The sequence below is a fragment of the Mesorhizobium sp. NZP2234 genome (assembly GCF_013170765.1).
Lineage (GTDB): Bacteria > Pseudomonadota > Alphaproteobacteria > Rhizobiales > Rhizobiaceae > Mesorhizobium > Mesorhizobium loti_D.
Map to the genome: position 1 here is coordinate 1,796,591 of NZ_CP033364.1, position 25,910 is coordinate 1,822,500.

Genomic DNA, 25,910 nt, shown 5'->3' on the forward strand with positions numbered 1-25,910 from the left:
CTCCCAGGCATCCGGCAAGCATGCTCGCGATCGTGCGTCGCTACGAGGCGGCCGGCTTTCGCGCCTGGCCGGCGGCGGCCGTCCACTATGACGGCACCTGGGTGGTGCGGCTGACAGCCGGCCATCCGGCCAAGCGGCTGAATTCGGTCAACCCGCTCGATCCCGGCGACATCCAGCACATCGCCGACCGTATCGGCCGGGCCAGCCGCCGTTTCGATGCCTATGGAAGGCCGCTGACGTTCCGCATGTCGCCGCTCTCGGGTCCCGATCTGGCCAATCATCTCGACAACGAGGGTTGGAGCCGGTTCGACGAATCGCTGGTCATGCGGCTGCCGCTGGCCGATGCCCAACTAGACGCCGCCATGGACCAGATTCCGCTCAAGGACATCAGCCGCTTCATCGGCGCGTCGCTCAAGGTCAGCGGCTCGGACGTTTCGCTGCGGCCCGGCCTGTCGGAGATCATAGGCGCCATTCAGCCCGAGGCCGGGCTGTTCGCGCTCGAGGATGGAGTGGAGGCGCTGGCGACGCTGATCTGTGTGCATGACGGCGATCTTGCCGGCCTGTTCGAGGTCGCCACCGACAAGTCGGCGCGCAACAAGGGCCACGGCCGCAACCTGATACTGTCGGCGCTCAAGTGGGCGAGGCTGCGCGGCGCGCGCGAAGCCTGGCTGCAGGTCGAGGCTGGCAATGCGCCGGCGCTTGCGCTCTACCGTTCACTCGGCTTCGACGAAGTCTACCGATACCACTACCGCCGGCCGCCCGGTCATGAGTGAAGTTAGGCATGAATGACCTGGTGAATACCGCCAAGCGCCTGCTCCTGGTCGCGGCCTGCGCGCTGGTCGACGCCGACGGCCGCGTGCTCCTGGCGCAGCGGCCGCCAGGCAAGCAGCTTGCCGGCCTGTGGGAATTTCCCGGGGGCAAGGTCGAACCCGGCGAGACGCCGGAACAATGCATCATCCGTGAACTGCATGAGGAGATCGGCATCGAGACCGAGATCCCGTGCCTGGCGCCGCTCACCTTCGCCAGCCATTCCTATGACGACTTCCATCTCCTGATGCCGCTGTTTGTGTGCCGCCGCTTCCGGGGCATTGCGCAGCCCAGGGAAGGGCAGGCGCTGAAATGGGTGCGGCCAAAGCAGATGCGCGACTACCCGATGCCGCCGGCCGACGCGCCGCTGATTCCGTTCCTCATCGACCTGCTCTGAGGATTTGTTTTGACGCAATTCCGGACAGAAAACCGCTTCACACTTTTCCTGGAATTGCTCTGACGATCGGGACCACGGTCCATATCAGCCAGCGTTAATGGAAGATTTATCTCATCATGAAAAATTGATGCATGGCCGTGTCGTCGCGGCCGCATGGCCGATTTGCCCGGGAGCGACAGCATGAGCCTAGACAGGGATTGGGACTCGATCCGGCCTGACCGGGGCTTTCGTGCCGCCGATGCCGGCATGGGCATCCTGCGCGTCACGCTGCTGTTTGGGTCGGCCGCGGTGGCGCTGGCGCTGATCGCGACTCCTTTCCTCGACAGCCAGACGCGCTCGCAATCGGTGCGGGATGATTTTCCCGGCCTCGACATGACGGCCACTGGCTCGATCGGCCATCGCGGCACCTATACGGTGCGTCGCAGCGTGCTGCAGCCGCTGCCCAGTTCGGTCTGCATCATCGGGTCCGACGGCAGGACCAGCGGTGACTGCTGACATGGTTAAGAATTTTCCGGGAAGGCGGCGGTTTCACCGCCTGTTAAGGCTTTACCGTTAACCTTTCTTAACAGATCGACGGTAAGGTCCTGGCAACGGGGATCAAGGCGATGAAAACAGTGCTGCTGCGTTTTCTGAAGGACGACAATGGCGCCACGGCCGTCGAATACGCCCTGATCGTCATGGTGCTGTCGTTGACGATCATCGGCGGCATCGGCCAAGTGTTCAACTCAATTACCTGGTTGTTCAGCGACAACACCAGCAGGCTTGCGAACGCTTTCGCGCACTGACTTGCGACCCTGTCCGCACCCGCGGGCCGGTCAATGCCCTTCCGGACCCTCCAGTACGGTCTTCAATGAGACCTTGGCCGAGCCAGGTTTGAGTGGCTTCTGCTGCGATGCATCGGGTGCCCAGCCAGACATCCAGACCATCGAGAAACTTGCCCGGATCCGACCGTCCGGGTCGGAAAACCGCTCGGCGTAAATCTCGGCGGCACGGGCAAACAGTCTACGCGTGCCCGGCCGCCGGCTGCGATCGGCAAGCGCGCTGGTTTCGCCCATGGCGCGAAGGTCGGCCATCAGGGCAAACAAATTGGCATAGCGCACCGTCACGGTCTCGACGTCTGCGACCGGCAGAGCAAGACCGGCGCGCTGCAGCAGCGCACCGGCATCGCGCACGTCGGTAAAGGGGATGACGCGTGGGCTGACGCCGCCATACAGCTCGCTCTCGGCCGCAAGCAGGCTTTCGCGCAGCTCACTGAGCGTGCCGGCACCGGCGAAGGCACCGAGAAAGAGCCCGTCCGGACGCAAGGCGCGACGGATCTGGATCAGCATGCCGGGAATGTCGTTCATCGCCTGCAGCGACAGAAGCGATACCGCCAGATCGAGGCTTTGCGGCTCGAAGGGCACTGTTTCCAGCGGCGCGACCAGGCCGGCCGCACCATCCAGGAAAACCGCGTCCGTCTCGACACGGGCGATTTCCGCCACCTTGTCGCTGGCGGCGAGCACACCGGCCGCGGCCGGTGTCTGGCAAAACAGCACGGCAGCCTTGCCGAACCTGCGCTCGACGGCACCCAGCCGGTCGGCAAGGTCCTCGGCGGCGCGGTTCATGAGGAAATCGGCACCCTCGACCGGGTGGGTGAGCGCACGCCGCTTGTGCGCCAGCCACAGTGAGGTATCGATAATAGGCTGCAACGGGCGGATCCTTGTTTGTCCACGCCCTGATATAGTTGGTATGATGGCACGGAGAACCAACCACGTGGCCGATCCGATGCCAGAGATCAAGTCCATCGGGATCAGGAACTTCACCCGATCGGCCCTCGGCTGGCCGGCGCGTATCCTGTTTCCTCCGGTCTGCGCCGGCTGCCGCCGTCATGTCTCGCAACCCGGGGTGCTTTGCGGCGCCTGCTGGCCGAAGCTGAGGCTCCTGGAACGGCCGTGGTGCCCGGTGATGGGCACGCCGTTCACCCACCATATGGGCGAGGGCTTTCTGTCGGCCGAGGCGATCGCCGATCCGCCGCCCTTCGAACGGGCGCGAGCAGCCGTCGTCTATTCCGGCGTTGCCCGCCAGATGGTGCAAGGCCTGAAATATCAGGATCGCACCGATCTTGCGCCCTGGATGGCGCGCTGGATGGCGCGGGCGGGCGCCGATCTCATCGCCGAGGCCGATGTGGTTGTGCCGGTGCCGCTGCACTGGCGGCGTTTTTTCCGGCGGCGGTTCAACCAGTCGGCGGAATTGGCGCGTGCGGTCTGCGAACTCAGCGGGCTGTCTTTCGCGCCCGCCGCCATGCGGCGCGTGAAACTTACCCGCCAGCAGGTCGGGCTGGAGCGGCAGGAGCGCGAGGAGAATGTGCGGGCCGCCTTTCGCGTGCCGGTCGAGGCGCAAATCGAGATCGCCGGCCGCAGGGTGCTCCTGATCGATGATGTCTACACGACCGGCGCCACCGTGCGCGCCGCCACCAAGGCGCTGAAAAAAGGGGGCGCCGGGGCCGTCGATGTGCTGACCTTTGCCCGCGTGTTGCCGGGGGACTTTCGGCCCGACGAGTCCGCGACTATATAAGTCGGCAACGAAAGTGGAAATTCGTCATGGTGGATGTCACGATCTATACGCGCATGATGTGCGGCTACTGCACGGCAGCCAAACGGCTGCTGGAGCGCAAGGGCGTTGCCTATACCGAGCACGACGCTTCCTTTTCGCCGGAGCTGCGCCAGGAGATGATCTCGCGCGCTCACGGCCGCACGACCTTTCCGCAGATTTTCATTGGCGAAACGCATGTCGGCGGCAGCGACGACCTCCACGAGTTGGAGGCCGAAGGCCGGCTCGACAAACTGCTCGCCAACGGCGCGACGATTTGAGGATTTGATGATGGGTGTTTTCAAGGCTGCCGCCGTCCAGATGCGTTCAGGCGAAAGTCCCGAGCGCAATGCGGTCGATCTCGAGCGGCTGGTGCGTGAGGCGGCAGGCCAGGGCGCAACCTATATCCAGACGCCGGAAATGACCGGGGCGCTGATCCGCGACAAGCAAGCGCGCGCAGCCTCCTTCACCTCCGAAGACAAGGACATCATCGTGGCGACCGCGCGCAGGTTGGCGCGCGAACTCGGGATCTTCCTGCATGTCGGCTCGACGGCCATCCTGCGCGCCGACGGCAAGCTCGCCAACCGGGCGCTGCTGTTTGGCCCGGATGGCGCGACGCTCGCCACCTATGACAAGATCCACATGTTCGATGTCGACCTCGACAATGGCGAGAGCTGGCGCGAATCCTCGGCCTACGAACCTGGCACCGAGGCCGTCGTGACCGGGATAGCGGGGGCGAAATTGGGCTTTGCGGTCTGTTACGACCTGCGGTTCCCGCAATTGTTCCGTGCCGAGGCGCTCGCTGGCGCCGATGTTTTGACCGTGCCCGCCGCCTTCACCCGCCAGACCGGCGAAGCGCACTGGCATGTGCTGCTGAGGGCGCGCGCCATCGAGAACGGTGCCTTTGTGGTCGCCGCCGCGCAAGGCGGCCTGCATGAGGATGGCCGCGAGACCTATGGCCATTCGCTGATCGTAGATCCCTGGGGCCGAATCATCGCCGAAGCCGCGCATGACGAGCCGGCGGTGATCGTTGCAGAGATCGACCCGGCGCAGTCGCTTGCGGCGCGCAAGAAGATCCCCAATTTGAAGAATGCGCGGGATTTCGACATCAATGGCGGCGAGGTCGACGCGCCGCGTCTCAGGGGTGCCGCCTCTTGATCCGCTTTTCCCTGATCTGCGAAAACGAGCACGAGTTCGAGGGCTGGTTTCGCAGCAATGACGATTTCGATACCCAGAAGAAGCGCGGCTTTGTCGATTGCCCAAGCTGCGGCTCACACAAGGTGGAGAAGGCCCTGATGGCGCCCGCCGTTTCGACGGCCCGCAAGCAGGAGACCATCGCGCTCGCCATGGGCGAGGCGCAGAAACAGGCGCTGGCGCAACTCAAGGCGATGGCCGAGAAAGTGCGCGAGAATGCCGACTATGTCGGCGACAAGTTCGCCGAGGAAGCGCGAAAAATCCATTTCGGCGAAACCGATCCGCGCGGCATCTATGGCGAGGCGACGCTCGAAGAGGCCAAGAGCCTTGCCGAGGACGGCGTCGAGTTCATGCCGATCCCGGTGTTTCCGGACGACCGCAACTGAGCGGTTAGCTCACGCTTGCGATCAATTTGCCAAGCAGCCGAGCCAGCATCTCGCGTTCGGCGTCGCTTAGATCGGCGAGAATTTCATGCTCGTTGGCGACGTGGGCGGTCAAGGCCTCGTCGATCAAGGCCAGACCTTTCCCGGTAAGCTGCACGACAATGCCGCGACGGTCATTGGGGTGCGGGCCGCGCAAGATCAATCCGGCCTTCTCCAGCCGGTCGAGCCGGTTGGTCATGGCGCCAGATGTCACCATCGTCGCTTCATAGAGAGCGGTGGGGGTCAGCGCGTAAGGGGCTCCGGAGCGGCGCAGCGTAGCCAGCACGTCGAATTCGCCGGCCTGGAGCCCGAAACGGGCAAACAGCGGGGCGAGGCGATCCCGCGCGATCAGCGACGAGGCCTCGTTCAATCGCCCGAGCACCGCCATCGGCGAGACGTTCAGATCCGGCCGTTCCCGTTTCCACTGCTCGATCGCTTTTGCCGCGCGATCCATTTGTCTCACCGTTAAATATCTTGATGTTAAGAATCTTTGCGTTATCTTACCTCAAGATACAGAACCGGCCAAGCGTCGCGAGTGCCGAATTCGCAATTTGAGTGACGGGACCATCCGATGAAATTTCTCTGGGATTCGGCGCTCGGCCTGCTGGTCGTCACCGGCGGCCTGCTCGGGCTGACGCTGCCCTTCGGCAAGCTCGCCACGGCAGCCGGCGTGCCGGCCATGGTCTGGGCCTTCGTCATCTCGCTCGGTGCCGGCGGCGTGCTTTTGTGCGTGCTCTTGTTGCGCGGGGAGCGTGTCCGCCTCACCGCGCACAAATTGCGCTATTTCTTCGTCACGGCCGCCGTGTCCTATGCCGTCCCCAATCTCCTGATGTTCTCGGCCATTCCGCACCTTGGCGCCGGCTACACCGGCATCATGTTCACGCTGTCACCTGTCATCACGCTGGTGTTGTCGATCCTGCTGCGTGTGCGGCGCCCGAACATACTGGGCATTGCCGGCATTGCAGTCGGCTTCGTCGGCGCCGTCATGGTGGCGGTGACGCGCGGAGAGGCCGGCCAGCCGGCCGATCTCTTCTGGGTGGTCATTGGCCTGCTCATCCCGGTCAGCCTTGCCGTCGGCAACATCTATCGCACGGTGGATTGGCCTGAAGGCACCGGCCCGATCGAACTCGCTGTCGGCAGTCATCTGGCGTCGGCGACGCTGCTGCTCGCCGGTATTCTCACCCTGTTCGGCATCAAGGCCTTCGCGCCGCTCGACGGCGTGCCGCTGGTCGTCGTCGCGCAAGTCGCATCCGCGTCGGCGATGTTCGCCTTCTTCTTCCGGCTGCAGGCGGTCGGCGGCCCCGTCTATCTCAGCCAGATCGGTTATGTCGCGGCCGCGGTCGGCCTGTTTGCCGGCACGATCTTCCTTGGCGAGCACTATCGGCTGCTGACCTGGGTCGGCGCCGTCATCATCACCGCCGGCGTTTTCATCACCACCAAGGCGCAAAGCCAGAAAGCCTGACGTCTCAGTTTGTGCCGTCGTCGGCATCGCCACCGGGCTCCGGCTGCGGCCGAGGATGCCGACCGCCCGCGCGCCCGCGGTACGAATTCCGGAACGCCTGCTCGGTCAGACCGATCCCTTTTCCGCCAGCACCATGTAGTTGACGTCCATATCCTTCGATCGCGCCCAGCGGTCGGCGAGCGGATTGTAGGTGACGCCGGTGCGGTCGATGATCGTCAGGCCGGCGCCGCCAAGCGCCTTTTCCAGCTCTTCGGGGCGCACCAGCTTGCCGAACTGGTGGGTGCCGCGCGGCAGCCAGCGCAGCACGTATTCGGCGCCGATGATGGCCAGGCCCAGCGCCTTCAGCGTGCGGTTGATGGTGGCCACGAACATGATGCCGCCGGGTCGGACCATCTGCCCGCATTTGGCGACGAACAGCTCGATGTCGGCGACATGCTCGACCACTTCCATGTTGAGGATGACGTCGAATGTCTCGCCGGCGTCGGCAAGGTCCTCGGCCGTCGTGGCGCGATAGTCGACGCTCACATTGCCTTCGGCGGCATGCAGTTTCGCCACTTCGATGTTTGTTTCGGAGGCATCCGCTCCCACGACCTCGGCGCCAAGCCGCGCCATCGGCTCGCACAAAAGCCCGCCGCCGCAGCCGATGTCGAGGATCCGCAGGCCCTCGAACGGCCGCGCGGCGCGTGGGTCACGGCCGAAGCGCGATGCTATCTGGTCGCGGATATAGGAAAGCCGGACCGGATTGAATTTATGCAGCGGACGAAACTTGCCGTTCGGATTCCACCATTCGGCGGCAAGGGCGGAAAAGCGTTCCACTTCTCCGGCATCGATCGTCGATCGTCGGGGCTCTGGCATCGGTTGTCTCCTAGAGCTCTTGTTGGTCGCAATTGCGAACGGAAAACCGCTTCACACTTTTCCTGGAACGGCCTTAGAGCGCTAGGAAGTCGGGCGTGGGGGAGCGAATGTCAAGGCAGCTTTTTTCAATGCTGCCAAACACGGTCCGTCGGACTCAGCTGGTCCTGTCCAGCACGTCGCGCAGCTTCGCGTCCAGTTGCTCGATGGTGAACGGCTTGGCCAGGAAGTGCACGTCATGGTCGAGCACGCCGTTATGGACGACCGCATTCCTGGTGAAGCCGGTGGTGAAGATGACTTTCAGTCCGGGCTGGCGCGCGACCGCCTCCTCGGCGAGCTTGCGGCCGTTCATCACCGGCATGACGATATCGGTGAACAGCAGGGCGATGCCTGACGACGCGTCGAGCTTCTCGAGCGCCTCCGGACCGCTCGCGGCATGGATGACGGTGTAGCCGAGTTCGCGCATGGCGTCGGTCGTGGCGGCCCGCACCCGGGCGTCGTCCTCGACGACGAGGATCGTCTCGGTGACCTTGACGGAGCTCTTGCCGCGCCCGACGGGTACTGCTGGCTCCTCCGAGCCGAAAAACCGCGGCAGGTAGATCTTGATCGTCGTGCCTTCACCCGGTTCGGAGTAGATCTTGACGTGGCCGCCCGACTGTTTGACGAAGCCGAACACCTGGCTCAACCCAAGTCCCGTGCCCTTGTTGACCGGCTTGGTCGTGAAGAACGGTTCGAAGGCCCTGGCGATGACCTCCGGTGGCATGCCGGCGCCGGTGTCGGTCACCGCCACCATCACATATTGGCCAGGCGTGACTTCGGCGTGTGTCGAGGCGTAGGCCTCGTCGAGATGGCTGTTGGCGGTCTCGATGGTCAATTTTCCGTCATTGTCCATGGCATCGCGGGCATTGACGGCCAGGTTGAGGATCGCGTTCTCGATCTGGCTCGGATCGGCGTGGATTTTCCACAGGCCGCCCGCCAAAACCGTTTCGATACGGATGCCTTCGCCGAGCGCTCGGTGCAGAAGGTCGGACATGCCGGTCACCAGCCGGTTGGTGTCGACGACCTGCGGCGCCAGCGGCTGCAGACGGGAGAAGGCAAGCAATCGGGCGGTCAGATTGGCGGCACGGCTGGCCGCATCCGTCGCGGCCTCGATGAACTTCTCGATGTCGTTCTCGCCGCGCTTCAGCTTGCGCTGGGCAAGGTTCATGGCGCTGAGGATCACCGCCAGCATGTTGTTGAAATCGTGGGCGATGCCGCCGGTCAGCTGGCCGACGGCTTCCATCTTCTGCATCTGGCGGATCTGGGATTCGGCCTTCTCGCGGGTGTCGATCTCGTTGCCGAGCTCGATGTTCTTGCCCATCAGCTCTGCCTGGGCGGTGGCGACTTCGCGGAAGCGGCGGCGGGATTCGCGGATTGTGTAGGTGGCGAGCAGGAAGATCGCGAAGAGGGCCGCCAGCGAGCCGATGCGCAGCCAGGTCTCGACCTGGTCGGTGTGCTCGTCGCGCTCGGCAATCGCGGCGCCTTCCATACGCCGGATGGTGTCCATGCTGGCGCGGATCTCGTCCATGGCGGCTTTGCCCTGGCCGCTGCGGACCAGCCGCAAGGCCCCGGCGACGTCGCCCTTGTCGTAAAGGGCGATCGTTACGGCCAGTTCAGCCTGTTTTTGCGCCAGCGCGTCCTTGATGTGACTGATCTGCTGGACCAGCTGGTCGTCGGAAGCCGTCATGGCATCGATGCGGGAGAGCTGTCCGGGGATTGCCTCGACGGCCTTCCGATACGGTTCGAGATAGGATTTTTCCCCGGTCAGCAGGTAGCCGCGCTGACCACTTTCGGCATCCTGCGCCATTGAAAGGAGCCCGGAAAGCAGTTCCTGGTACTCGATCGTCTCGCGAGCGGCGGCACGATTGGCCCTCTGGCCCTCGACAAGCACGGCACGCGTTCCGACGATCAATGCCAGCACGGCGAAGCCGGCGACAAGCGGGAGCGATTGCAATCGCATGGCGCGTCGAAGACGAGCAATCATCTGTTATGCCGAACCAAATGGATTCCCCGCGGGCAGCATTTGGTAAGCGGCACGGGCCTGGAAGGCAATATGCCGTCTTCTTGACGCCGGCATTCCGCCGCCAGCCTTGCGAAACCTTCATCATTTGGCTAAGGAGGCCGCGCATTCAGCAGCCGGCACCAGCCGGGCGCTTTCCTCCGCTTCGGCTCCCAGTTTTTTGGCAAGGGGCCGGCTTCAGTCAAAGGCATTTCGCTTCCATGGCGCGTATCGTGATGAAATTCGGCGGAACCTCCGTCGCCGACATCGCCCGCATCCGCAATGTGGCGCGTCACGTCAAACGCGAGGTCGACGCCGGCCATGAGGTCGCGGTGGTGGTTTCGGCCATGGCCGGCAAGACCAACGAACTGGTTGCCTGGACGCGCGAGGCCTCGCCGATGCATGACGCACGCGAATATGACGCTGTCGTCGCTTCCGGAGAACAGGTCACCGCTGGCCTGCTGGCCATCACCTTGCAGAACATGGGCGTGCACGCCCGCTCCTGGCAGGGCTGGCAGATTCCGATCAAGACCGACAACGCGCATGGCGCGGCGCGCATCCTCGACATTGACGGCGCCTTCCTGGTCAAGCGCTTCGGCGAGGGCCAGGTGGCCGTCATCGCCGGCTTCCAGGGCATCGGGCCCGACAATCGCATCGCCACGCTTGGCCGCGGCGGTTCGGACACAAGTGCCGTGGCCATCGCCGCGGCGGTCAAGGCGGACCGTTGCGACATCTATACCGACGTCGACGGGGTCTACACCACCGATCCGCGCATCGAGCCCAAGGCGCGGCGGCTGGCCAAGATTTCCTTCGAGGAGATGCTTGAGATGGCCTCGCTCGGCGCCAAGGTTCTGCAGGTGCGTTCGGTCGAGCTTGCCATGGTGCACAGGGTGCGTACCTTCGTGCGGTCGTCCTTCGACGATCCCGACGCGCCCGGAATGGGGGATTTGCTCAATCCTCCGGGAACGCTCATTTGCGACGAGGAAGAGATCGTGGAACAGCAGGTCGTCACCGGAATTGCCTACGCCAAGGACGAAGCCCAGATTTCGCTGCGTCGCGTCGGCGACCGCCCAGGCGTCGCCGCCGGCATTTTCGGGCCGCTGGCCGAGGCCAACATCAATGTCGACATGATCGTCCAGAACATCTCCGAGGACGGCAAGTTCACCGACATGACCTTCACGGTGCCATCGGGAGACGTCGACAAGGCGCTGGCCGTGCTCGACCGGCTGAAAGCCGAGGTCGGCTACGATGTCGTGCAGTCCGAGGCCGGCATGTCGAAGGTCTCGGTCATCGGCATCGGCATGAGGAGCCACGCCGGTGTCGCCGCCACCGCCTTCAAGGCACTGGCGGACAAGGCGATCAACATTCGCGCCATCACCACCTCCGAGATCAAGATTTCGATACTGATCGACGGTCCGTACACCGAACTTGCGGTTCGCACTTTGCATTCCGTCTACGGTCTGGATAAGCAGTAGCAGACTGAATCAGTTGTTGCGCGCGTGCCGGCAGCGGCGGAAACTGCGCCGGCAGGTGTTTCATTGGAGAAGAAGCCGCGATGCGTGACCAGGCCAGTGGCCCGCGCGTTTTGCTGAAACGGCTCCGCGAGCTCATGCAGGAGCCGCTGGAGCCGCAGGAGCGGCTTGACCGGATCGTGCGCGACATCGCGTCCAACATGGTCGCGGAAGTGTGTTCGCTCTATGTGCTGCGCGCCGATTCGGTGCTCGAGCTCTACGCCACCGAGGGTCTGAACCCGAACGCCGTCCACCTGGCGCAACTGCGACTGGGACAAGGCCTGGTCGGCACCATCGCCGCAAGCGCACGGCCGCTCAACCTCTCCAATGCTCAGGAACATCCGGCCTTCGCCTACCTGCCGGAGACCGGGGAAGAAATCTACAATTCCTTCCTTGGCGTGCCGGTGCTCAGGGCAGGGCGCACGCTGGGCGTCCTCGTCGTCCAGAACAAGACCATGCGTCATTACCGCGACGACGAGGTCGAGGCGCTGGAAACCACCGCGATGGTCATCGCCGAGATGATCGCCACCGGCGACCTGGCGCGGCTGACCCGGCCCGGCCTCGAACTCGACTTGCGCCGGCCTGTCAGCTTCACCGGCCTGTCCTTCAACGATGGCGTCGGGCTTGGCCATGTCGTGCTGCACGAGCCGCGCATCGTCGTCACCAATCTGTTCAACGAGGACAGCGAGGAAGAGGTCCGACGGCTGGAAAGCTCGCTCGGGTCGCTGCGGCTCTCCATCGACGACATGCTGGAGCGCCGCGACGTCGCTTTCGAGGGCGAGCACCGCCAGGTGCTGGAAGCCTATCGCATGTTCGCCAATGACCGTGGCTGGGTGCGACGCCTGGAAGAGGCGATCCGCAACGGCCTGACGGCAGAAGCCGCGGTGGAAAAGGTGCAGAGCGACATGCGCGCCCGCATGCTGCACATGACAGATCCTTATCTGCGCGAGCGGATGAGCGATTTCGACGACCTCGCCAACCGGCTGCTGCGCCAGCTGATGGGACGCGGGCCGGAAGATGTCGCGGCTTCGCTGCCGAAGGACGCCATCATCGTCGCCCGCTCGATGGGCGCCGCCGAACTGCTCGACTACCCTCGCGACAAGCTGCGCGGGCTGGTGCTGGAGGATGGCGCCGCCACGAGCCATGTCGTCATCGTCGCCCGCGCCATGGGCATTCCGGTCGCCGGCCAGATGAAGGGCGCGGTTTCGATGGCCGAAAACGGCGACGCCATTATCGTCGACGGCGAGGAAGGCACGATCCATCTGCGGCCGCAGTCCGATCTCGAAGCCGCCTATGCCGAAAAAGTGCGGTTCAGGGCGCGCCGGCAGGAGGTCTACCGCGAACTGCGCAAGAAGCCGTCGATGACCAGGGACGGCGTCCAGGTCGACCTCTTGATGAATGCCGGGCTTGCCGTCGACCTGCCGCAGCTGGCCGAGGCGGGTGCTGCCGGCATCGGCCTGTTCCGCACCGAGTTGCAGTTCATGGTCGCCTCGACCTTTCCGCGTGCCGAGGCACAGGAAAAACTCTATCGCGACGTGCTGGAGGCCGCACGCGGCAAGCCGGTCACCTTCCGCACCATCGACATTGGCGGCGACAAGGTGCTGCCCTACTTCAAGGGCGCTATCCAAGAAGAGAACCCGGCGCTCGGCTGGCGGGCGATCCGCCTGACGCTGGATCGGCCGGGGCTGCTGCGCACCCAAATCCGCGCCCTGCTGAAGGCCAGCGGCGGGCGCGAGCTCAAGCTGATGCTGCCCATGGTGACCGAGCTCGGCGAAATTGCCCAGGCGCGAGAAATCATCGACCGCGAAGTGCGGCATCTGTCGCGCTTCGCCCACCATCTGCCGACCAGCCTCAAGCTGGGCGCGATGCTGGAAGTGCCGTCGCTTCTGTTCCAGCTCGACGAATTGATGAAGGCGGTCGACTTCGTCTCGGTCGGGTCGAACGATCTGTTCCAGTTCGTCATGGCGGTCGACCGCGGCAACACGCAATTGGCCAACCGCTTCGACACGCTGTCGGCGCCGTTCCTGCGCGTCTTGAAGCTGATCGCCGATGCCGGCATCCGCAACCACACGCCGGTGACGCTGTGCGGTGAGCTCGCCGGCAAGCCGATCTCGGCGATGGCGCTGATCGGCCTCGGATTCCGCTCGATCTCGATGTCACCGGCCTCGATCGGCCCGGTCAAGGCGATGCTGACGGAATTGCCGCTGGATGAGCTGACGGAGTTCTTCGACGACAATCTGATGGCGCCCGCGCAGGGGCTGCCGATGCGGGCGCTGTTGCAGGCCTTTGCCGACGACCGCTCGATCCCGTTGTAGCATCAAATCATGGTCAATTTGCCCCGCGATCGCATGGATCAAGTCGTCAAGCGTTTCGAGATGCTCGAAGCGCAGATGTCGGCCGGACCGGCGCCGGATGCCTATGTGAAGATGGCGTCCGAATATGCCGAACTGCAGGACATGGTGGCCAAGGTCAGGGAATTGCGAGCGGCCGAACACGAGCAGGCCGACCTCGAGGCAATGCTCGCCGACAAGGGCACCGACGCCGAGATGCGGGCGCTCGCCGAGGCGGATCTGCCGGGGGTGGAGGAGCGCATCGAGGCGTTGCAGAAGGACATCCAGATACTGCTCCTGCCCAAGGATGCCGCCGACGACAAGAACGCCATCCTCGAAATCCGCGCCGGAACCGGCGGCGACGAGGCCGCGCTCTTCGCCGGCGACCTGTTTCGCATGTATGAGCGCTATGCCGCCGAGCGTGGCTGGCGGTTCGAGACGGTGTCGGCCAGCGACGGCGATGCTGGCGGGTTCAAGGAAATCATCGCCACGGTCTCCGGCAAGGGCGTTTTCGCCCATCTGAAATTCGAGTCCGGCGTGCATCGCGTGCAGCGCGTGCCGGCAACCGAGGCCAGCGGGCGCATTCATACCTCGGCGGCGACGGTCGCCGTGCTGCCGGAAGCCGAAGAGGTCGACATCGAGATCCGTGCCGAGGACATCCGCATCGATACGATGCGCGCCTCGGGTTCGGGCGGCCAGCACGTGAACACCACCGATTCGGCTGTCCGCATCACCCACCTGCCGACCGGCATCATGGTGGTGCAGGCGGAGAAGTCGCAGCACCAGAACCGGGCGAAGGCCATGCAGATCCTGCGCGCCCGGCTATATGACCTGGAGCGCGGCAAGGCTGACGAGGAGCGTTCCGAATCACGCAAATCGCAGGTCGGCTCCGGCGATCGCTCGGAACGCATCCGAACCTATAATTTCCCGCAAGGCCGCGTCACCGACCACCGCATCAACCTGACGCTCTACAAGCTCGACCGGGTGATGATGGGCGAACTCGACGAAGTCATCGACGCGCTGATCGCCGACCACCAGTCGAAACTGCTGGCCGATATCGGCCTCGATGGCTGACCCGCTGCCCAAGGCGCTGGGTCCGCTGTTGCGGGAAGCGCGGGCCAGGCTTGTGGCGGCCGGGGTGGATGATCCCGTACTCGACGCACGGCTGATTGTCGAACATTTTTCCGGCACGACCCGTACGCAGGCCATTGCCGACCCTGAACATGAGATCGACAGGAACGCCATCGCCGCGATCGACGCCGCCCTGGGGCGCCGAGCCGCCGGCGAACCCGTGCATCGCATCCTGGGCTACCGTGAATTCTACGGTTTGCGTCTGGCGCTGTCGCCGGAAACGCTGGAGCCAAGGCCGGATACCGAAACGCTGGTCGAGGCGGTGCTGCCTTTCGTCAAGACAATTGCCGCGCGGGAGGGTTCGTGCCGCATCCTCGATCTCGGCACGGGGACGGGCGCCATCGCGCTCGCGCTGCTGAGTGCGGTGCCGACCGCGACCGCCACCGGTGTCGACATCGCAGCCGGAGCGCTGGCGACGGCGGCCCGCAATGCCGGGCAAACCGGACTTGGCGACCGGTTCGCGACGGTGCGGTCGGATTGGTTCGAAAAAGTTTCCGGCCGATACCATGTAATTGCCGCAAACCCTCCCTATATACCTTCACGACACATTGGAAATCTGCAGGACGAGGTCCGCGATTTCGACCCGCGCCTGGCCCTGGATGGCGGCGTGGATGGGCTGACCCCCTACCGGATCATCGCCGCCGAAGCGGCACCGTTTCTGGAAGCAGAAAGCAGGATTGCGGTCGAGATCGGCCACACGCAACGCACCGAGGTCAACGATATATTCCGCGCAGCCGGCTACGCTGCGGGCGAGTTGTTTCGTGATCTTGGCGGAAACGACAGGGTTCTTGTCTTTCAAAGGGGATAAGCCTTGACGCACCGCGAAAAAACCGCTTGGCAATACCGGGGAATGCGGCTAGGGTCGCCTCAACCGGATGAGACGAAGCAGGCAGTGCTCTTAGCGATTCGGTCCTCCTTGGAAATAGCTGCCTTCTTGCGCAAACGACGCCCAAGCTTCGTGCGGGAATCGTCCGGCAAGTGATGTAACCGGAACAGGATGGCACGTGGCGCCAACGCAATTGATGCGGGCGAACGCCGGTGAAGAAACGAAACGGCTGGCTGCATGAGCGCCTCCGTTCGTGACGATTTTTCGAAAATTTCAAGATGAAGAGAGTCGAATGAGGCCACAACAGCAGAACAGGCGCATGCGCGGTCGCAATAACAATGGCGGCGGCGGTGGCAATAACAATAACAACAACAACCGCAAGGGCCCGAATCCCCTGACGCGCAACTACGAGAGCAACGGCCCGGACGTGAAGATCCGTGGATCAGCTCAGCAGATCGCCGAAAAATACGCCACCCTGGCCCGTGACGCGCAAAGCTCCGGCGACAGGGTCATGGCGGAGAACTATCTCCAGCACGCCGAACACTATAATCGCATCATTGCCGCCGCGCAGGCGCAGATGCCGATCCAGAACGTCCAGCAGAACCGCGACGATTTCGACGATGACGGTGATGAGGATCGCGACGAGTTCGACAATGCAGGTAACAATGGGGCCGGCAACAGCGGCAACACCGTTTCCGAACCACAAGTACCTGTGATCAACCACGGCGCTGGTCCGCAGCCGGTGATCGAAGGCATGCCGGCGGAGGTCGCGCTGAACCGGGACGGCCGCGACAATCGTGACAATGCCGGGCGTGACAATGCCGGGCGCGATAACGCCGGGCGTGACAATAACGGACGCAACAATAACCGCGACAGCAATGGCGGGCGCCACCGCGATCGCCGTCCCAATGGCGGCTATGGCCAGAATGGCCAGCGCGATTATGCTTCGTCCGCCGAGCAAGGCGGTCAGCAGCAGCGCAACGAGTTCCCGGGGCAGGCAGAAGTACAGGCAGAGTCCGGTTCGCCGGCCGAGACCGCCGTGATAGCCGAGCCGGCGCCGCTGTTCGAGAGTTTTTCGCCTGCGGCTCTTGCCGCCCAGGCCGAACTCAACGAGGCGGCCACCGAGAGCGGTGCCGCCCGCCGTCCGCGCCGTCCGCGCCGTCCGCGCGCCAGTGCCGACCAGGTCGACGCCGGCAGCGGCAATGCGGATGCCGGCGAGGTGGCCGCGGCTCCGGCAGACAACGGCAGTTCCGAGCCGGTGATTGCCGATATCGACAACTGATCGAACACCATTTCAAGACGTGGAACGGCGGGGAGAAATCTCCGCCGTTTCCGTTTGGGCTGACCTGGAATATTATGCATTGACCGATATCAATGCGTCTTGAGACGGCATGGTCCATGCCCCATATCTCGGCTGAACAGGATCCGGCTCGAATGGGCGGGTCCGTCACCGCAATCTGATCCGGTGCCGCGAAGCGGGCCGGTGATGGAAGGAGACAGATATGAACCTTGAGAAGTACTCCGAGCGCGTGCGCGGCTTTATCCAGTCCGCGCAGACCATGGCGCTCTCCCGCAATCACCAGCAATTCACTCCCGAACACATTTTGAAGGTCCTCGTCGACGATGATGAAGGCCTGGCCGCGTCGCTGATCGAACGCGCCGGCGGCAATGTCCGCGACGTCAAGCTCGGCGTCGAGACGGCGCTCGAGGCAATGCCGAAGGTCGAAGGCGGCAATGGCCAGCTCTATCTGGCGCAGCCGCTCGCCAAGGTGTTCTCGACCGCCGAGGAACTGGCCAAGAAGGCCGGGGACAGCTTCGTCACCGTCGAGCGGCTGTTGCAGGCGCTCACCATGGAGAAGTCGGCAAAGACCGCCGACATCCTGGCCAAGGCCGGTGTCACCGCGCAGGCGCTGAACCAGGTCATCAATGATGTCCGCAAGGGCCGCACCGCCGATTCGGCGAGTGCCGAACAGGGCTATGACGCGCTGAAGAAATACGCGCGCGACCTGACCGCCGATGCCCGCGCCGGCAAGCTGGACCCGGTGATTGGTCGCGACGACGAGATCCGCCGCACCATCCAGGTGCTGTCGCGGCGCACCAAGAACAATCCAGTGCTGATCGGCGAGCCGGGCGTCGGCAAGACGGCGATCGCCGAAGGCCTGGCGCTGCGCATCGTCAATGGCGATGTGCCTGAATCGCTGAAGGACAAGCAGTTGATGGCGCTTGACATGGGCGCGCTGATCGCCGGTGCCAAATATCGCGGCGAGTTCGAGGAGCGGCTGAAGGCCGTGCTCTCGGAAGTCACCTCGGCCAATGGCAACATCATCCTGTTCATCGACGAGATGCACACGCTGGTCGGCGCTGGCAAGGCGGATGGCGCGATGGATGCGTCTAACCTGTTGAAGCCGGCGCTGGCGCGCGGCGAACTGCACTGCGTTGGCGCCACCACGCTCGATGAATACCGCAAGCATGTCGAGAAGGATCCGGCACTTGCCCGCCGCTTCCAACCGGTCTTCGTCGATGAGCCGACAGTAGAGGATACGGTCTCGATCCTGCGCGGCCTGAAGGAGAAATACGAGCAGCACCACAAGGTGCGCATCTCCGACTCGGCTCTGGTGGCGGCGGCGACGCTGTCCAATCGCTACATCGCCGACCGCTTCCTGCCGGACAAGGCGATCGACCTGGTCGACGAGGCCGCCTCGCGGCTTCGCATGCAGGTCGATTCCAAGCCCGAGGCGCTGGACGAGATCGACCGCCGCATCATGCAGCTCAAGATCGAGCGCGAGGCGCTGAAGGTCGAGACGGATGACGGCTCGAAAGACCGGCTCGCCCGCCTGGAAAAGGAACTTGTCGGGCTCGAAGAGGAATCCACCGAGATCACCGCCAAATGGCAGGCCGAGAAGCAGAAGCTCGGTCTTGCCGCCGACTTGAAGAAGCAGCTCGACGAGGCGCGCAACGAACTGGCCATTGCCCAGCGCAAGGGTGAATTCCAGCGCGCCGGCGAGCTTGCCTATGGCAAGATCCCCGAACTGGAAAAGAAGCTCAAGGAAGCCGAAGCCCAGGACGGCAAGGCCGGCATGGTCGAGGAGGTGGTCACCCCCGACCACGTCGCCCATATCGTCTCGCGCTGGACCGGCATTCCGGTCGACAAGATGCTGCAGGGCGAGCGCGACAAGCTGCTGCGCATGGAAGACGAGATCGGCAAGCGGGTCGTCGGCCAGGGTGAGGCGGTGCAAGCCGTTTCCAAGGCAGTGCGGCGCGCCCGTGCCGGCCTGCAGGATCCGAACCGTCCGATCGGCTCGTTCATGTTCCTCGGGCCGACGGGTGTCGGCAAGACCGAACTGACCAAGGCGCTGGCAAGCTTCCTGTTCGACGACGAGAGCGCGATGGTGCGCATCGACATGTCGGAGTTCATGGAGAAGCACTCGGTCGCCCGGCTGATCGGCGCGCCTCCCGGCTATGTCGGCTATGAGGAAGGCGGCGCGCTCACCGAAGCGGTGCGGCGCCGGCCCTATCAGGTCGTGCTGTTCGACGAGATCGAGAAGGCGCATCCCGATGTCTTCAACGTGCTCTTGCAGGTACTCGATGACGGCCGGCTCACCGACGGGCAGGGCCGCACGGTTGATTTCCGCAACACGCTGATCATCATGACGTCGAATCTCGGTGCCGAATATCTGGTCAATCTCGGCGAGGACCAGGACGTCGACGCGGTGCGCGACGAGGTGATGGGCGTGGTGAGAGCGTCGTTCCGGCCGGAGTTCCTCAACCGCGTCGACGAGGTGATCCTGTTCCACCGGCTGCGCCGCAAGGACATGGACCGCATCGTCGAGATCCAGCTCAAGCGGCTGGAAAGCCTGCTTGTCGATCGCAAGGTCACGCTGTCGCTGGATCACGAGGCGATCGAGTGGCTGGCGGCCAAGGGCTATGACCCGGCCTATGGCGCGCGGCCGCTGAAGCGGGTGATGCAGAAGGAGTTGCAGGATCCGCTGGCGGAGAAGATCCTGCTCGGCGAGATCCTCGACGGCTCGACCGTCAAGGTGACGGCCGGCTCCGACCGGCTGAACTTCCGTTCGAAGCCGACGGTCGTGGCGACCGAAGCGGCGGCTTGATCCCGCGCCGCGCGTCCACCCTGGGCGCGCGGCGCTTTCATACTGATGACGGGGCGTGGATGACGCTGGACGACTACAACGGCTTCTGCGCCTCGCTGCCCGCAACAAACCATGTCGTCCAGTGGGGTGACGCCCATGTCTGGAAGGTCGGGACCAAGGTGTTTGCGATCGGCGGCTGGGATCAGGGCCAGCAGCTCTTTGTCACTTTCAAATGTTCCGACATTGCCTATGACGTGCTCAAGGAACAGCCGGGGCTGCGGCCCGCGCCCTATCTTGCCTCTCGCGGCATGAAATGGATCCAGCGTCGGACAAGCCAGAGCATGGATGATGATGCGCTGAAGGACTATTTGCGCGAGAGCCATCGCCTTGTCGCCCTGAAGCTGACCAAGCAGGCGCGCAAGGACCTGGGCCTTGTCGCAAGCTAGCTGATATTCGTCCATACGCCGGGAAACCGCCATCTTCATGCCCGGTTCATGTTGGAACCATATGGTGGGGTAACTGGTTTGCTGGCGAAGGGTTCGCCGAAGAATAACGCCGGGCGGCGGCAATTACGGACCGGAGAGTTTGGCCACGATGTTCCGCACAATCTCTGCCCTTTCGGCGCTTGCCGCCGGGCTTGTGTCTTTTGGTGCGCTTGCGGCGCCGACACAGGACAATGCACCACGGCTTGTCCGCGCTGCCGATGACGGCGGCATTCTCGTCGCGCAGGACGGAAATCTGGACATCTACTACGACGCCCGCGGCAACCGCGTCATTGTCGATGCCGATACCGGAAAGGTCATCGCCATCCAGCCGCCGCAGACCCGGCTTGACCGGCGCGCGCTGCGCCGCGAGACAAGGTTGCGCGAGTTGGGCCGGGCTCCCGCCGATGACGACCGCTACTATCTCGACGATCCGGAAGACATGGCGCGGTTCCGCCGCAAGCAATTGGAAGAGGAAGGCCGGGTCATCCCGCCGCCGGCCGACGAATATGACCCGTATGGCGACAATTCGGTGGAAGCCTACCCGCCGGCGCCGCAGGATAACGGCAATTACGACAACAATTATCCCGATGCGCCGCAGCCGGCAAAGCCGGGCACCATCAAGCGCCAGCCGTTGAACGAGGCCTCGATAGACCCTTTGCAGCCCGCTACCCCGACGGAACAGGCCCCGCCGGCCGACCAATCGGCACTGCCGCCGAAGATTGGCGGCAAGACCACGGTTGACCCATCGCTGTCGCTGGGCGCCCGCCAGGATGTGGCGGCGCTGCAGGTGCTGCTCGACCGGGGCGGCGCTTCGCCCGGCGTCATCGACGGGCGCTTCGGCTCGAATGTCGACAAGGCCATCGCCGCCTATAATGAGATCACCGGCAGCAATCTCAAGTCGACCGATGCTGTCGGTATCCAGACGGCTCTTGCGCAATCCGGTGGCGACGCGTTTGCCAACTATACGATCACCGCGGAGGATGCGGCGGGCCCCTATGTCGCCTCGGTCCCGGAAGACTACAGCCAGAAGGCGCAGCTCAACTGCATGTGCTACACCTCTGTCACCGAGGCGTTGGCGGAGCGCTTCCACATGGACGAGAACTATCTGAAGTCGATCAACAAGGGCCTCGACTTCAACCGCCCCGGCACGATCATCAAGGTCGCCAATTTCGGCAAGCTGGTGTCAACGCCGGTCGCGCGGATCGTTGCCGACAAGACCAAGAAAGAAGTGTACGCCTACGATGCGGGTGGCAAGCTGGTGGCGGCTTATCCCGCCACCATCGGCTCGGCCGATACGCCGTCGCCCACCGGCATCCATGCGGTGTCGCGCATCGCGCTCGATCCGAACTACACCTACAACCCGAACATCAATTTCAAGCAGGGCCAAAACGACAAGATCCTGACCATTCCGCCAGGCCCCAACGGACCTGTCGGGTCGGTCTGGATTGCGCTGGACAAGCCGACCTATGGCATCCACGGAACGCCCGAGCCGTCGAAGATCGGCAAGACCGAAAGCCATGGCTGCGTGCGCCTGACCAACTGGGACGCGCGCGAACTGGCCAAGCTGGTGTCGCCGGGGGTTACCGTGGAATTCGTTGGCGGGCCTTCAGCCGATGACGTTGCGCAGCAATGAGCCGCGCAGCGCGGCGGCGTAGATCAGCTGCACGACCAGAATGAAGCCGACGCTGAGCAATGGGTTGAGCAGGCAGAGTGCGGCGCCGATCGCCCACAGGATCTGGGCCTTGACGATTCGCATGTAGACCGTGCGCCTTGTGTCGGCGTCGACATCTTCGGCGACAAAGCCGTTCTTCTCCGCATAGTGCCAGCTGGCGAACAGGGTGACGCCGAGCATCAGCAGGTTGAGCCAGTAGACCAGCACCGCGGTCCTGAATTCGAGGAAGTCCGCCAGCAGGTCGGTCGAGAACGGCAAGAGCGCGATGAAGGCGAGAAAGCAAAGGTTCAGCGTGGCGAGCCGTCTGTCGGACTTGGCGATCAGTCCATGCTGGGCCTGCTGACCGAACCAGAAGATGGTCAAGGTCAGGAAGCTCAACGCATAGGTCAGGAAGCGTGGCGCGAGCGACGCGATGGCGGCAAGCAGGTCGCTCTCGGAATGAACAGCCTCATGCGCCGGCACCCTGATCTCGAGCACGATCAGCGTTAGCGCGATGGCGAAGACGCCGTCGGTGATGCCGACAATGCGGCCGCGTCCTTCCGCCGACGCTTCGAGTGGACGCTTCATCGTTTCCTCCGCCTGCGGTTCTCCAGAAAAATCTAGCACGACTGACGCCATTTGCGTCCAGGCGGGATGTTCCCTGGCAATATGGCTGGTTTCAAGGACTACAAGCCGCTGGCCGGTTGTTGCCAGCCCAGCGGCGGTCTAAGCAGAGTGCCATGCATTCGCCAGATGAAGCCGCCGCAATTCCGCTGACCAGACCGCTCACGAACGGGACGTTCTGCCCGCAATCGCAGCGCCGATACGTGCTGATCGCGGCGATCCTGGCGTCGGCGCTCGGCTTCATCGACGGTTCGATCCTGGCCATCGCCATGCCGGCGATCCGCGTCGATCTTGGCGCCAGTCTCGCCGAGGCGCAGTGGATCTCCAATGGCTATGCGTTGACACTGTCGGCGCTGATCCTTGCCGGTGGGGCCGCCGGCGACCGGTTCGGGCTGCGCCGGGCCTTCGTGGCCGGCATCGTGTTGTTTGTCGCGGCCTCGCTTGCCTGTGCGCTGGCTCCGAATGCTGTCGTGCTGATCGCGTTTCGCGCCCTCCAGGGCATTGGCGCGGCGATCATGGTGCCGGGCAGCCTCGCCATCATCGCCAAGGCCTACCCTAAGAAAGAACGCGGCCGTGCGATCGGCATCTGGGCGGCGGCCTCGGCGCTGACCACCGCACTCGGCCCCGTGCTCGGCGGCCTTGTCCTGTCGGCTTTCGGCGGCGGCATCTGGCGGGCGATCTTCGCCGTCAACCTGCCTCTCGGCCTGATTTCGATCTATCTCCTGCTTGCCAAGATTCCAGCCGATGCACCGACGGAGAAACGCAGCCTGGATCTCGGCGGTGGGGCGCTGGCGACATTGGCCTTCGGCGCGCTCGCGTATGGGCTGACGTCAATGAGTTCCAGCGGCGAGGGCCACATGGCGGGGCCGAGCATTGCCGCCGGCGCGGTGCTGCTTGTGGTGTTCATCCTGTTCGAGCAGAGACAGCGCGAGCCGATGATCGATCTCAGCCTGTTTCGCATCGGTGCTTTCGCCGGCGCCAATGTCGCGACATTCTTTCTCTATTTCGCGCTGTCGGCCAATCTCTTCTATCTGCCGATGCTGCTCATCGCCGGCTGGGGGCTGAGCACGGCCGAGGTCGGCTTCATCTTCCTGCCGCTGTCCGCATCGATCGCACTTCTGTCGGGGCCGGTCGGTCAATTGTCCGACCGGATCGGGCCGCGTTTCCCTATCGCCTGCGGCAGCCTGATCGTGGCTTTCGCCTTTGCCGGACTTGCCTTGCTCACCCATGCCGGCATCCATAATTTCTGGACGGGGACGTTCCCGCTGATGGCGCTGATGGGACTCGGCATGGCGCTGGTCGTCTCGCCACTGTCGACCGCGATCATGACAGCGGTGGAAGACAAGGATACGGGGGCAGCTTCCGGCATCAACAATGCCGTCTCTCGTATTGGCGGCCTGATCGCGGTGGCGGCGATGGGATCGCTGGCGGCCTGGGTCTATGCCCATGCACTGGACGGGAGTGCGATTTCAGCCGTGCCAGGCTTCGGCGAACCGGCACCGGCTGGACTTGCGCCCGCGCTTGACGCGGCACGGCTGGCCGCCAGTGACGCAGCCTTCTCCGTGGTCTCCTGGGTGACGGCGCTGCTTTGCCTGCTTTCAGCTGTCATCGCGTGGACGACAATTTCCGGAGAGCCGCTGCCGTGGTCGCGACGTACCGAAACCAGGCAAGACTGAAACGCGCAGGCTCAGCCTTCGATCTTGGCGCTGGCGACTTTCAGTGAATTGCCATCTTCCTGCTTCAGCAGATCGTCGATGCGCTCGCGCTCGCGCTTGAAGGCAACGAGGTCGTCGCCTTTCAGCACCTTGCCGACCGGCAGGCGGACCCGCATCGGATCGACCTTGGTGCCGTTGACGATCAACTCGTAGTGGAGATGCGGGCCGGTGGCGAGGCCGGTCTGGCCGAGATAGCCGATGGTCTGACCCTGGCGAACCCGCATACCCGGCTCCATGCCTTTGGCAAAGGCGCTCTGGTGGTTGTACGAGGTTTCGTAGCCATTGGCATGGCGGATGATGATCTGCTTGCCGTAGCCGCCGGCCCAGCCGACCTTCTCGATGACGCCGTTGCCGGCGGCGATGATCGGCGTGCCGATCGGGGCCGCCCAGTCGACGCCGGTGTGCATGCGGACATAGCCGAGGATCGGGTGCTTGCGGGCGCCGAAACCGGAGCGGAATTTTCCGGCGGGCAGCGGATTGCGCAGCAGGAACTGCTGGGCGCTCGAACCGTCCTCGTCGAAATAGTCGGTGCTGCCGTCCTGCATCTGGAAACGGTAGAAGTTGCGCGTGGTGCCGCCAAACGTCGCCGAAACGTAGAGAAGTTCGGAATTGTCCGATGTCTGGTCGTCACCATCGGGCTGCGAGAACAGCACTTCGAGGCGGTCGGAGGGATTGAGGCGGGACTGGAAGTCGACATCGGACGCCAGGAGCTTGATCAGCCGCTGGGTCATCGCCTTGGACATGCCGTAGGAATAGGCGGCGCGGTAGATGCCGTCATAGACATTGGGCAGGTTGCCGCGCACCACAACGGGTGCGGACGAATCATCGAACGCCGTCAAGAGTTCGGGATTCGGCTCTGGTTCTTGCGCCGGCACGTACTGGCCGCGGTCATCGAGCGCGATGGTGACGATGTGCGTGGTCTTGTCGTAGACGCTGGTGCGCACGACCTTGGCGGCATCGCCGTGGACTTCGAGGCCGACGCGCAGAACGGTTCCGGCTTTCAAAGTCGGCGCGTTCAACAGCTTGGCGATTGCTTCGGCCATGCCCGTGGCGTCGTCACCCGTATAGCCCGAATCGGCAAAGGCCTCGGTGAGGTCGGTGTCCTTGGTGAAGGGGATGATTTCCTCGGCAAAAGCCGGTGCCTGGTCGTCAATGGCAGCACGCGGCGACACCGAGACGTTTTCCGGCACGATCTTGACGTCGTAGGAGCCGGCCATCGACTCGGCAAAGGCTTCGCCGAATCGCTGCGGATCGACATAGTGGAGTGAAGCGACCTGCACGGCGCCGTCGCTGAGGTCGGTGCCGGCTTCGCGTACCACCTTTTCCACCTCGTCGGCGGAAAGGTCGCTCTTTTCATCGAAGGTTGCCGTCTCGATGGGGAAGTCGACGGTCTTCAGGCTCATCTCGCTTTCGACCTTGGCGCCATAGATCTGGCCGGAGGCTGCGGAGGCCGTCGCTGGTTGCGCGGGGGTATCGTCGCCGTCGTCGCCGAATACCTGCATCGGGTCGAAGGGCGGGTAGGGCCGGCTGGTGGTGTGGCCGGCGGCGAGCGCCATCTTGATCTGCACGAAAGGCATGGTGTGGATGACATCGCGGTCGCCGACCTTGGTGACCATCGACACTTCCATGCGGCGGCGGTCCTTGGCCTTGGCGATCTGGCGCGGCGCCACAAGCCTGGTCGTCTTGGCCACCTCGCCGGAATCGCCATTGCTGGCAAGGCCGATGAGTTCGGCGATCTCGGGTGGAGTGGCCAGTTGCTGGCGACCGTCGAGGGCGGCGAACAGCGCCACGCCCATCAGCACGCTCGAG

General features: G+C 64.0%; 24 protein-coding genes (1 of these 24 cut by a window edge). 18 read left to right on the forward strand and 6 right to left on the reverse strand.

What is annotated here, in order from left to right; genetic code table 11:
* Positions 1–20: 20 nt before the first annotated feature.
* The 4 genes from EB230_RS08810 (at position 21) to EB230_RS08825 (ending at position 1,989) form a co-directional block, all read left to right on the forward strand.
* Complete coding sequence (locus EB230_RS08810; protein ID WP_056576210.1) at positions 21–773, forward strand: GNAT family N-acetyltransferase; 753 nt, start codon at positions 21–23, stop codon at positions 771–773.
* 8 nt (positions 774–781) lie between these two features.
* Complete coding sequence (locus tag EB230_RS08815; protein WP_056576212.1) at positions 782–1,204, forward strand: (deoxy)nucleoside triphosphate pyrophosphohydrolase; 423 nt, start codon at positions 782–784, stop codon at positions 1,202–1,204.
* 180 nt (positions 1,205–1,384) lie between these two features.
* Positions 1,385–1,699, forward strand: a complete 315-nt coding sequence (locus tag EB230_RS08820; RefSeq protein ID WP_056576596.1) for a hypothetical protein — start codon at positions 1,385–1,387, stop codon at positions 1,697–1,699.
* Positions 1,700–1,809: 110 nt separating this feature from the next.
* The gene (locus EB230_RS08825) at positions 1,810–1,989 is read left to right on the forward strand and encodes a Flp family type IVb pilin (RefSeq protein ID WP_056576216.1); all 180 of its coding nucleotides are present in this window, start codon (positions 1,810–1,812) and stop codon (positions 1,987–1,989) included.
* 30 nt (positions 1,990–2,019) lie between these two features.
* On the opposite strand, the gene EB230_RS08830 is transcribed toward EB230_RS08825, so the two are convergent.
* Positions 2,020–2,892, reverse strand: a complete 873-nt coding sequence (locus tag EB230_RS08830; protein ID WP_056576219.1) for a methyltransferase domain-containing protein — start codon at positions 2,890–2,892, stop codon at positions 2,020–2,022.
* A gap of 64 nt (positions 2,893–2,956) precedes the next feature.
* Here EB230_RS08830 and EB230_RS08835 point away from each other — a divergent pair, with 64 nt between their 5' ends.
* Genes EB230_RS08835 through EB230_RS08850 form a run of 4 tightly spaced genes read left to right on the forward strand, consistent with a single transcriptional unit; the run spans position 2,957 to position 5,352 of the window.
* Entirely contained in the window at positions 2,957–3,757 is an 801-nt protein-coding gene (locus tag EB230_RS08835) for a ComF family protein (protein WP_056576599.1), read from the forward strand.
* Positions 3,758–3,783: 26 nt separating this feature from the next.
* A complete protein-coding gene (grxC, locus tag EB230_RS08840) occupies positions 3,784–4,053 on the forward strand; it encodes a glutaredoxin 3 (RefSeq protein ID WP_056576221.1) in 270 nt (89 codons plus the stop codon).
* Positions 4,054–4,063: 10 nt separating this feature from the next.
* On the forward strand, positions 4,064–4,930 hold the full coding sequence (locus tag EB230_RS08845) for a carbon-nitrogen hydrolase family protein (RefSeq protein WP_056576225.1): 867 nt from the start codon (positions 4,064–4,066) through the stop codon (positions 4,928–4,930).
* Positions 4,927–5,352, forward strand: coding sequence for a DUF1178 family protein (locus EB230_RS08850; protein WP_056576228.1), 426 nt, complete (start codon positions 4,927–4,929; stop codon positions 5,350–5,352). The genes EB230_RS08845 and EB230_RS08850 overlap by 4 nt, the downstream gene beginning before the upstream one ends.
* 4 nt (positions 5,353–5,356) lie before the next feature.
* Here EB230_RS08850 and EB230_RS08855 read toward each other — a convergent pair whose 3' ends face one another.
* Positions 5,357–5,842 carry a MarR family transcriptional regulator gene (locus tag EB230_RS08855; protein WP_056576232.1) on the reverse strand — a complete coding sequence of 162 codons (486 nt, stop codon included), beginning with the start codon at positions 5,840–5,842 and terminating at the stop codon, positions 5,357–5,359.
* Positions 5,843–5,959: 117 nt separating this feature from the next.
* On the opposite strand from EB230_RS08855, the gene EB230_RS08860 reads away from it, so the two are divergent.
* Positions 5,960–6,850 (forward strand): DMT family transporter, encoded by an 891-nt coding sequence (locus EB230_RS08860; RefSeq protein WP_056576235.1) that lies wholly within the window; start codon positions 5,960–5,962, stop codon positions 6,848–6,850.
* 105 nt (positions 6,851–6,955) lie between these two features.
* On the opposite strand, the gene ubiG is transcribed toward EB230_RS08860, so the two are convergent.
* Together ubiG and EB230_RS08870 are read right to left on the reverse strand one after the other, a co-directional pair.
* On the reverse strand, positions 6,956–7,705 hold the full coding sequence (gene ubiG, locus EB230_RS08865) for a bifunctional 2-polyprenyl-6-hydroxyphenol methylase/3-demethylubiquinol 3-O-methyltransferase UbiG (RefSeq protein WP_056576239.1): 750 nt from the start codon (positions 7,703–7,705) through the stop codon (positions 6,956–6,958).
* 154 nt (positions 7,706–7,859) lie between these two features.
* The gene (locus EB230_RS08870) at positions 7,860–9,701 is read right to left on the reverse strand and encodes a CHASE3 domain-containing protein (protein WP_056576241.1); all 1,842 of its coding nucleotides are present in this window, start codon (positions 9,699–9,701) and stop codon (positions 7,860–7,862) included.
* 260 nt (positions 9,702–9,961) lie between these two features.
* On the opposite strand from EB230_RS08870, the gene EB230_RS08875 reads away from it, so the two are divergent.
* The 8 genes from EB230_RS08875 (at position 9,962) to EB230_RS08910 (ending at position 21,744) form a co-directional block, all read left to right on the forward strand.
* On the forward strand, positions 9,962–11,215 hold the full coding sequence (locus EB230_RS08875; protein ID WP_056576245.1) for an aspartate kinase: 1,254 nt from the start codon (positions 9,962–9,964) through the stop codon (positions 11,213–11,215).
* A gap of 80 nt (positions 11,216–11,295) precedes the next feature.
* Positions 11,296–13,566, forward strand: a complete 2,271-nt coding sequence (gene ptsP, locus EB230_RS08880) for a phosphoenolpyruvate--protein phosphotransferase (protein WP_056576250.1) — start codon at positions 11,296–11,298, stop codon at positions 13,564–13,566.
* 9 nt (positions 13,567–13,575) lie between these two features.
* Positions 13,576–14,655: a peptide chain release factor 1 gene (gene prfA / locus EB230_RS08885; protein WP_056576253.1), complete on the forward strand. Its 1,080-nt coding sequence runs from the start codon at positions 13,576–13,578 to the stop codon at positions 14,653–14,655.
* A complete protein-coding gene (gene prmC / locus EB230_RS08890) occupies positions 14,648–15,520 on the forward strand; it encodes a peptide chain release factor N(5)-glutamine methyltransferase (RefSeq protein ID WP_056576257.1) in 873 nt (290 codons plus the stop codon). The genes prfA and prmC overlap by 8 nt, the downstream gene beginning before the upstream one ends.
* A gap of 310 nt (positions 15,521–15,830) precedes the next feature.
* The gene (locus tag EB230_RS08895; RefSeq protein ID WP_056576259.1) at positions 15,831–16,820 is read left to right on the forward strand and encodes a DUF4167 domain-containing protein; all 990 of its coding nucleotides are present in this window, start codon (positions 15,831–15,833) and stop codon (positions 16,818–16,820) included.
* 220 nt (positions 16,821–17,040) lie between these two features.
* A complete protein-coding gene (clpB, locus tag EB230_RS08900; protein WP_172372083.1) occupies positions 17,041–19,647 on the forward strand; it encodes an ATP-dependent chaperone ClpB in 2,607 nt (868 codons plus the stop codon).
* 59 nt (positions 19,648–19,706) lie between these two features.
* Positions 19,707–20,072 carry an MmcQ/YjbR family DNA-binding protein gene (locus tag EB230_RS08905; protein WP_172372085.1) on the forward strand — a complete coding sequence of 122 codons (366 nt, stop codon included), beginning with the start codon at positions 19,707–19,709 and terminating at the stop codon, positions 20,070–20,072.
* A gap of 148 nt (positions 20,073–20,220) precedes the next feature.
* Positions 20,221–21,744, forward strand: coding sequence for a L,D-transpeptidase family protein (locus EB230_RS08910; protein WP_056576268.1), 1,524 nt, complete (start codon positions 20,221–20,223; stop codon positions 21,742–21,744).
* Here the strand turns inward: EB230_RS08910 and EB230_RS08915 are convergent.
* Entirely contained in the window at positions 21,718–22,350 is a 633-nt protein-coding gene (locus tag EB230_RS08915) for a TMEM175 family protein (protein ID WP_172372087.1), read from the reverse strand. The genes EB230_RS08910 and EB230_RS08915 overlap by 27 nt on opposite strands.
* 152 nt (positions 22,351–22,502) lie before the next feature.
* Here EB230_RS08915 and EB230_RS08920 point away from each other — a divergent pair, with 152 nt between their 5' ends.
* Positions 22,503–24,062 (forward strand): MFS transporter, encoded by a 1,560-nt coding sequence (locus tag EB230_RS08920; protein WP_056576272.1) that lies wholly within the window; start codon positions 22,503–22,505, stop codon positions 24,060–24,062.
* 11 nt (positions 24,063–24,073) lie between these two features.
* Here EB230_RS08920 and EB230_RS08925 read toward each other — a convergent pair whose 3' ends face one another.
* Positions 24,074–25,910, reverse strand: the 3' portion of a protein-coding gene (locus tag EB230_RS08925) for a M23 family metallopeptidase (protein ID WP_056576602.1). 134 nt of this gene lie beyond the right edge of the window; only the last 1,837 of its 1,971 coding nucleotides appear in the window; its start codon lies off the right edge, out of view — the gene reads right to left on this strand; it ends in the stop codon at positions 24,074–24,076.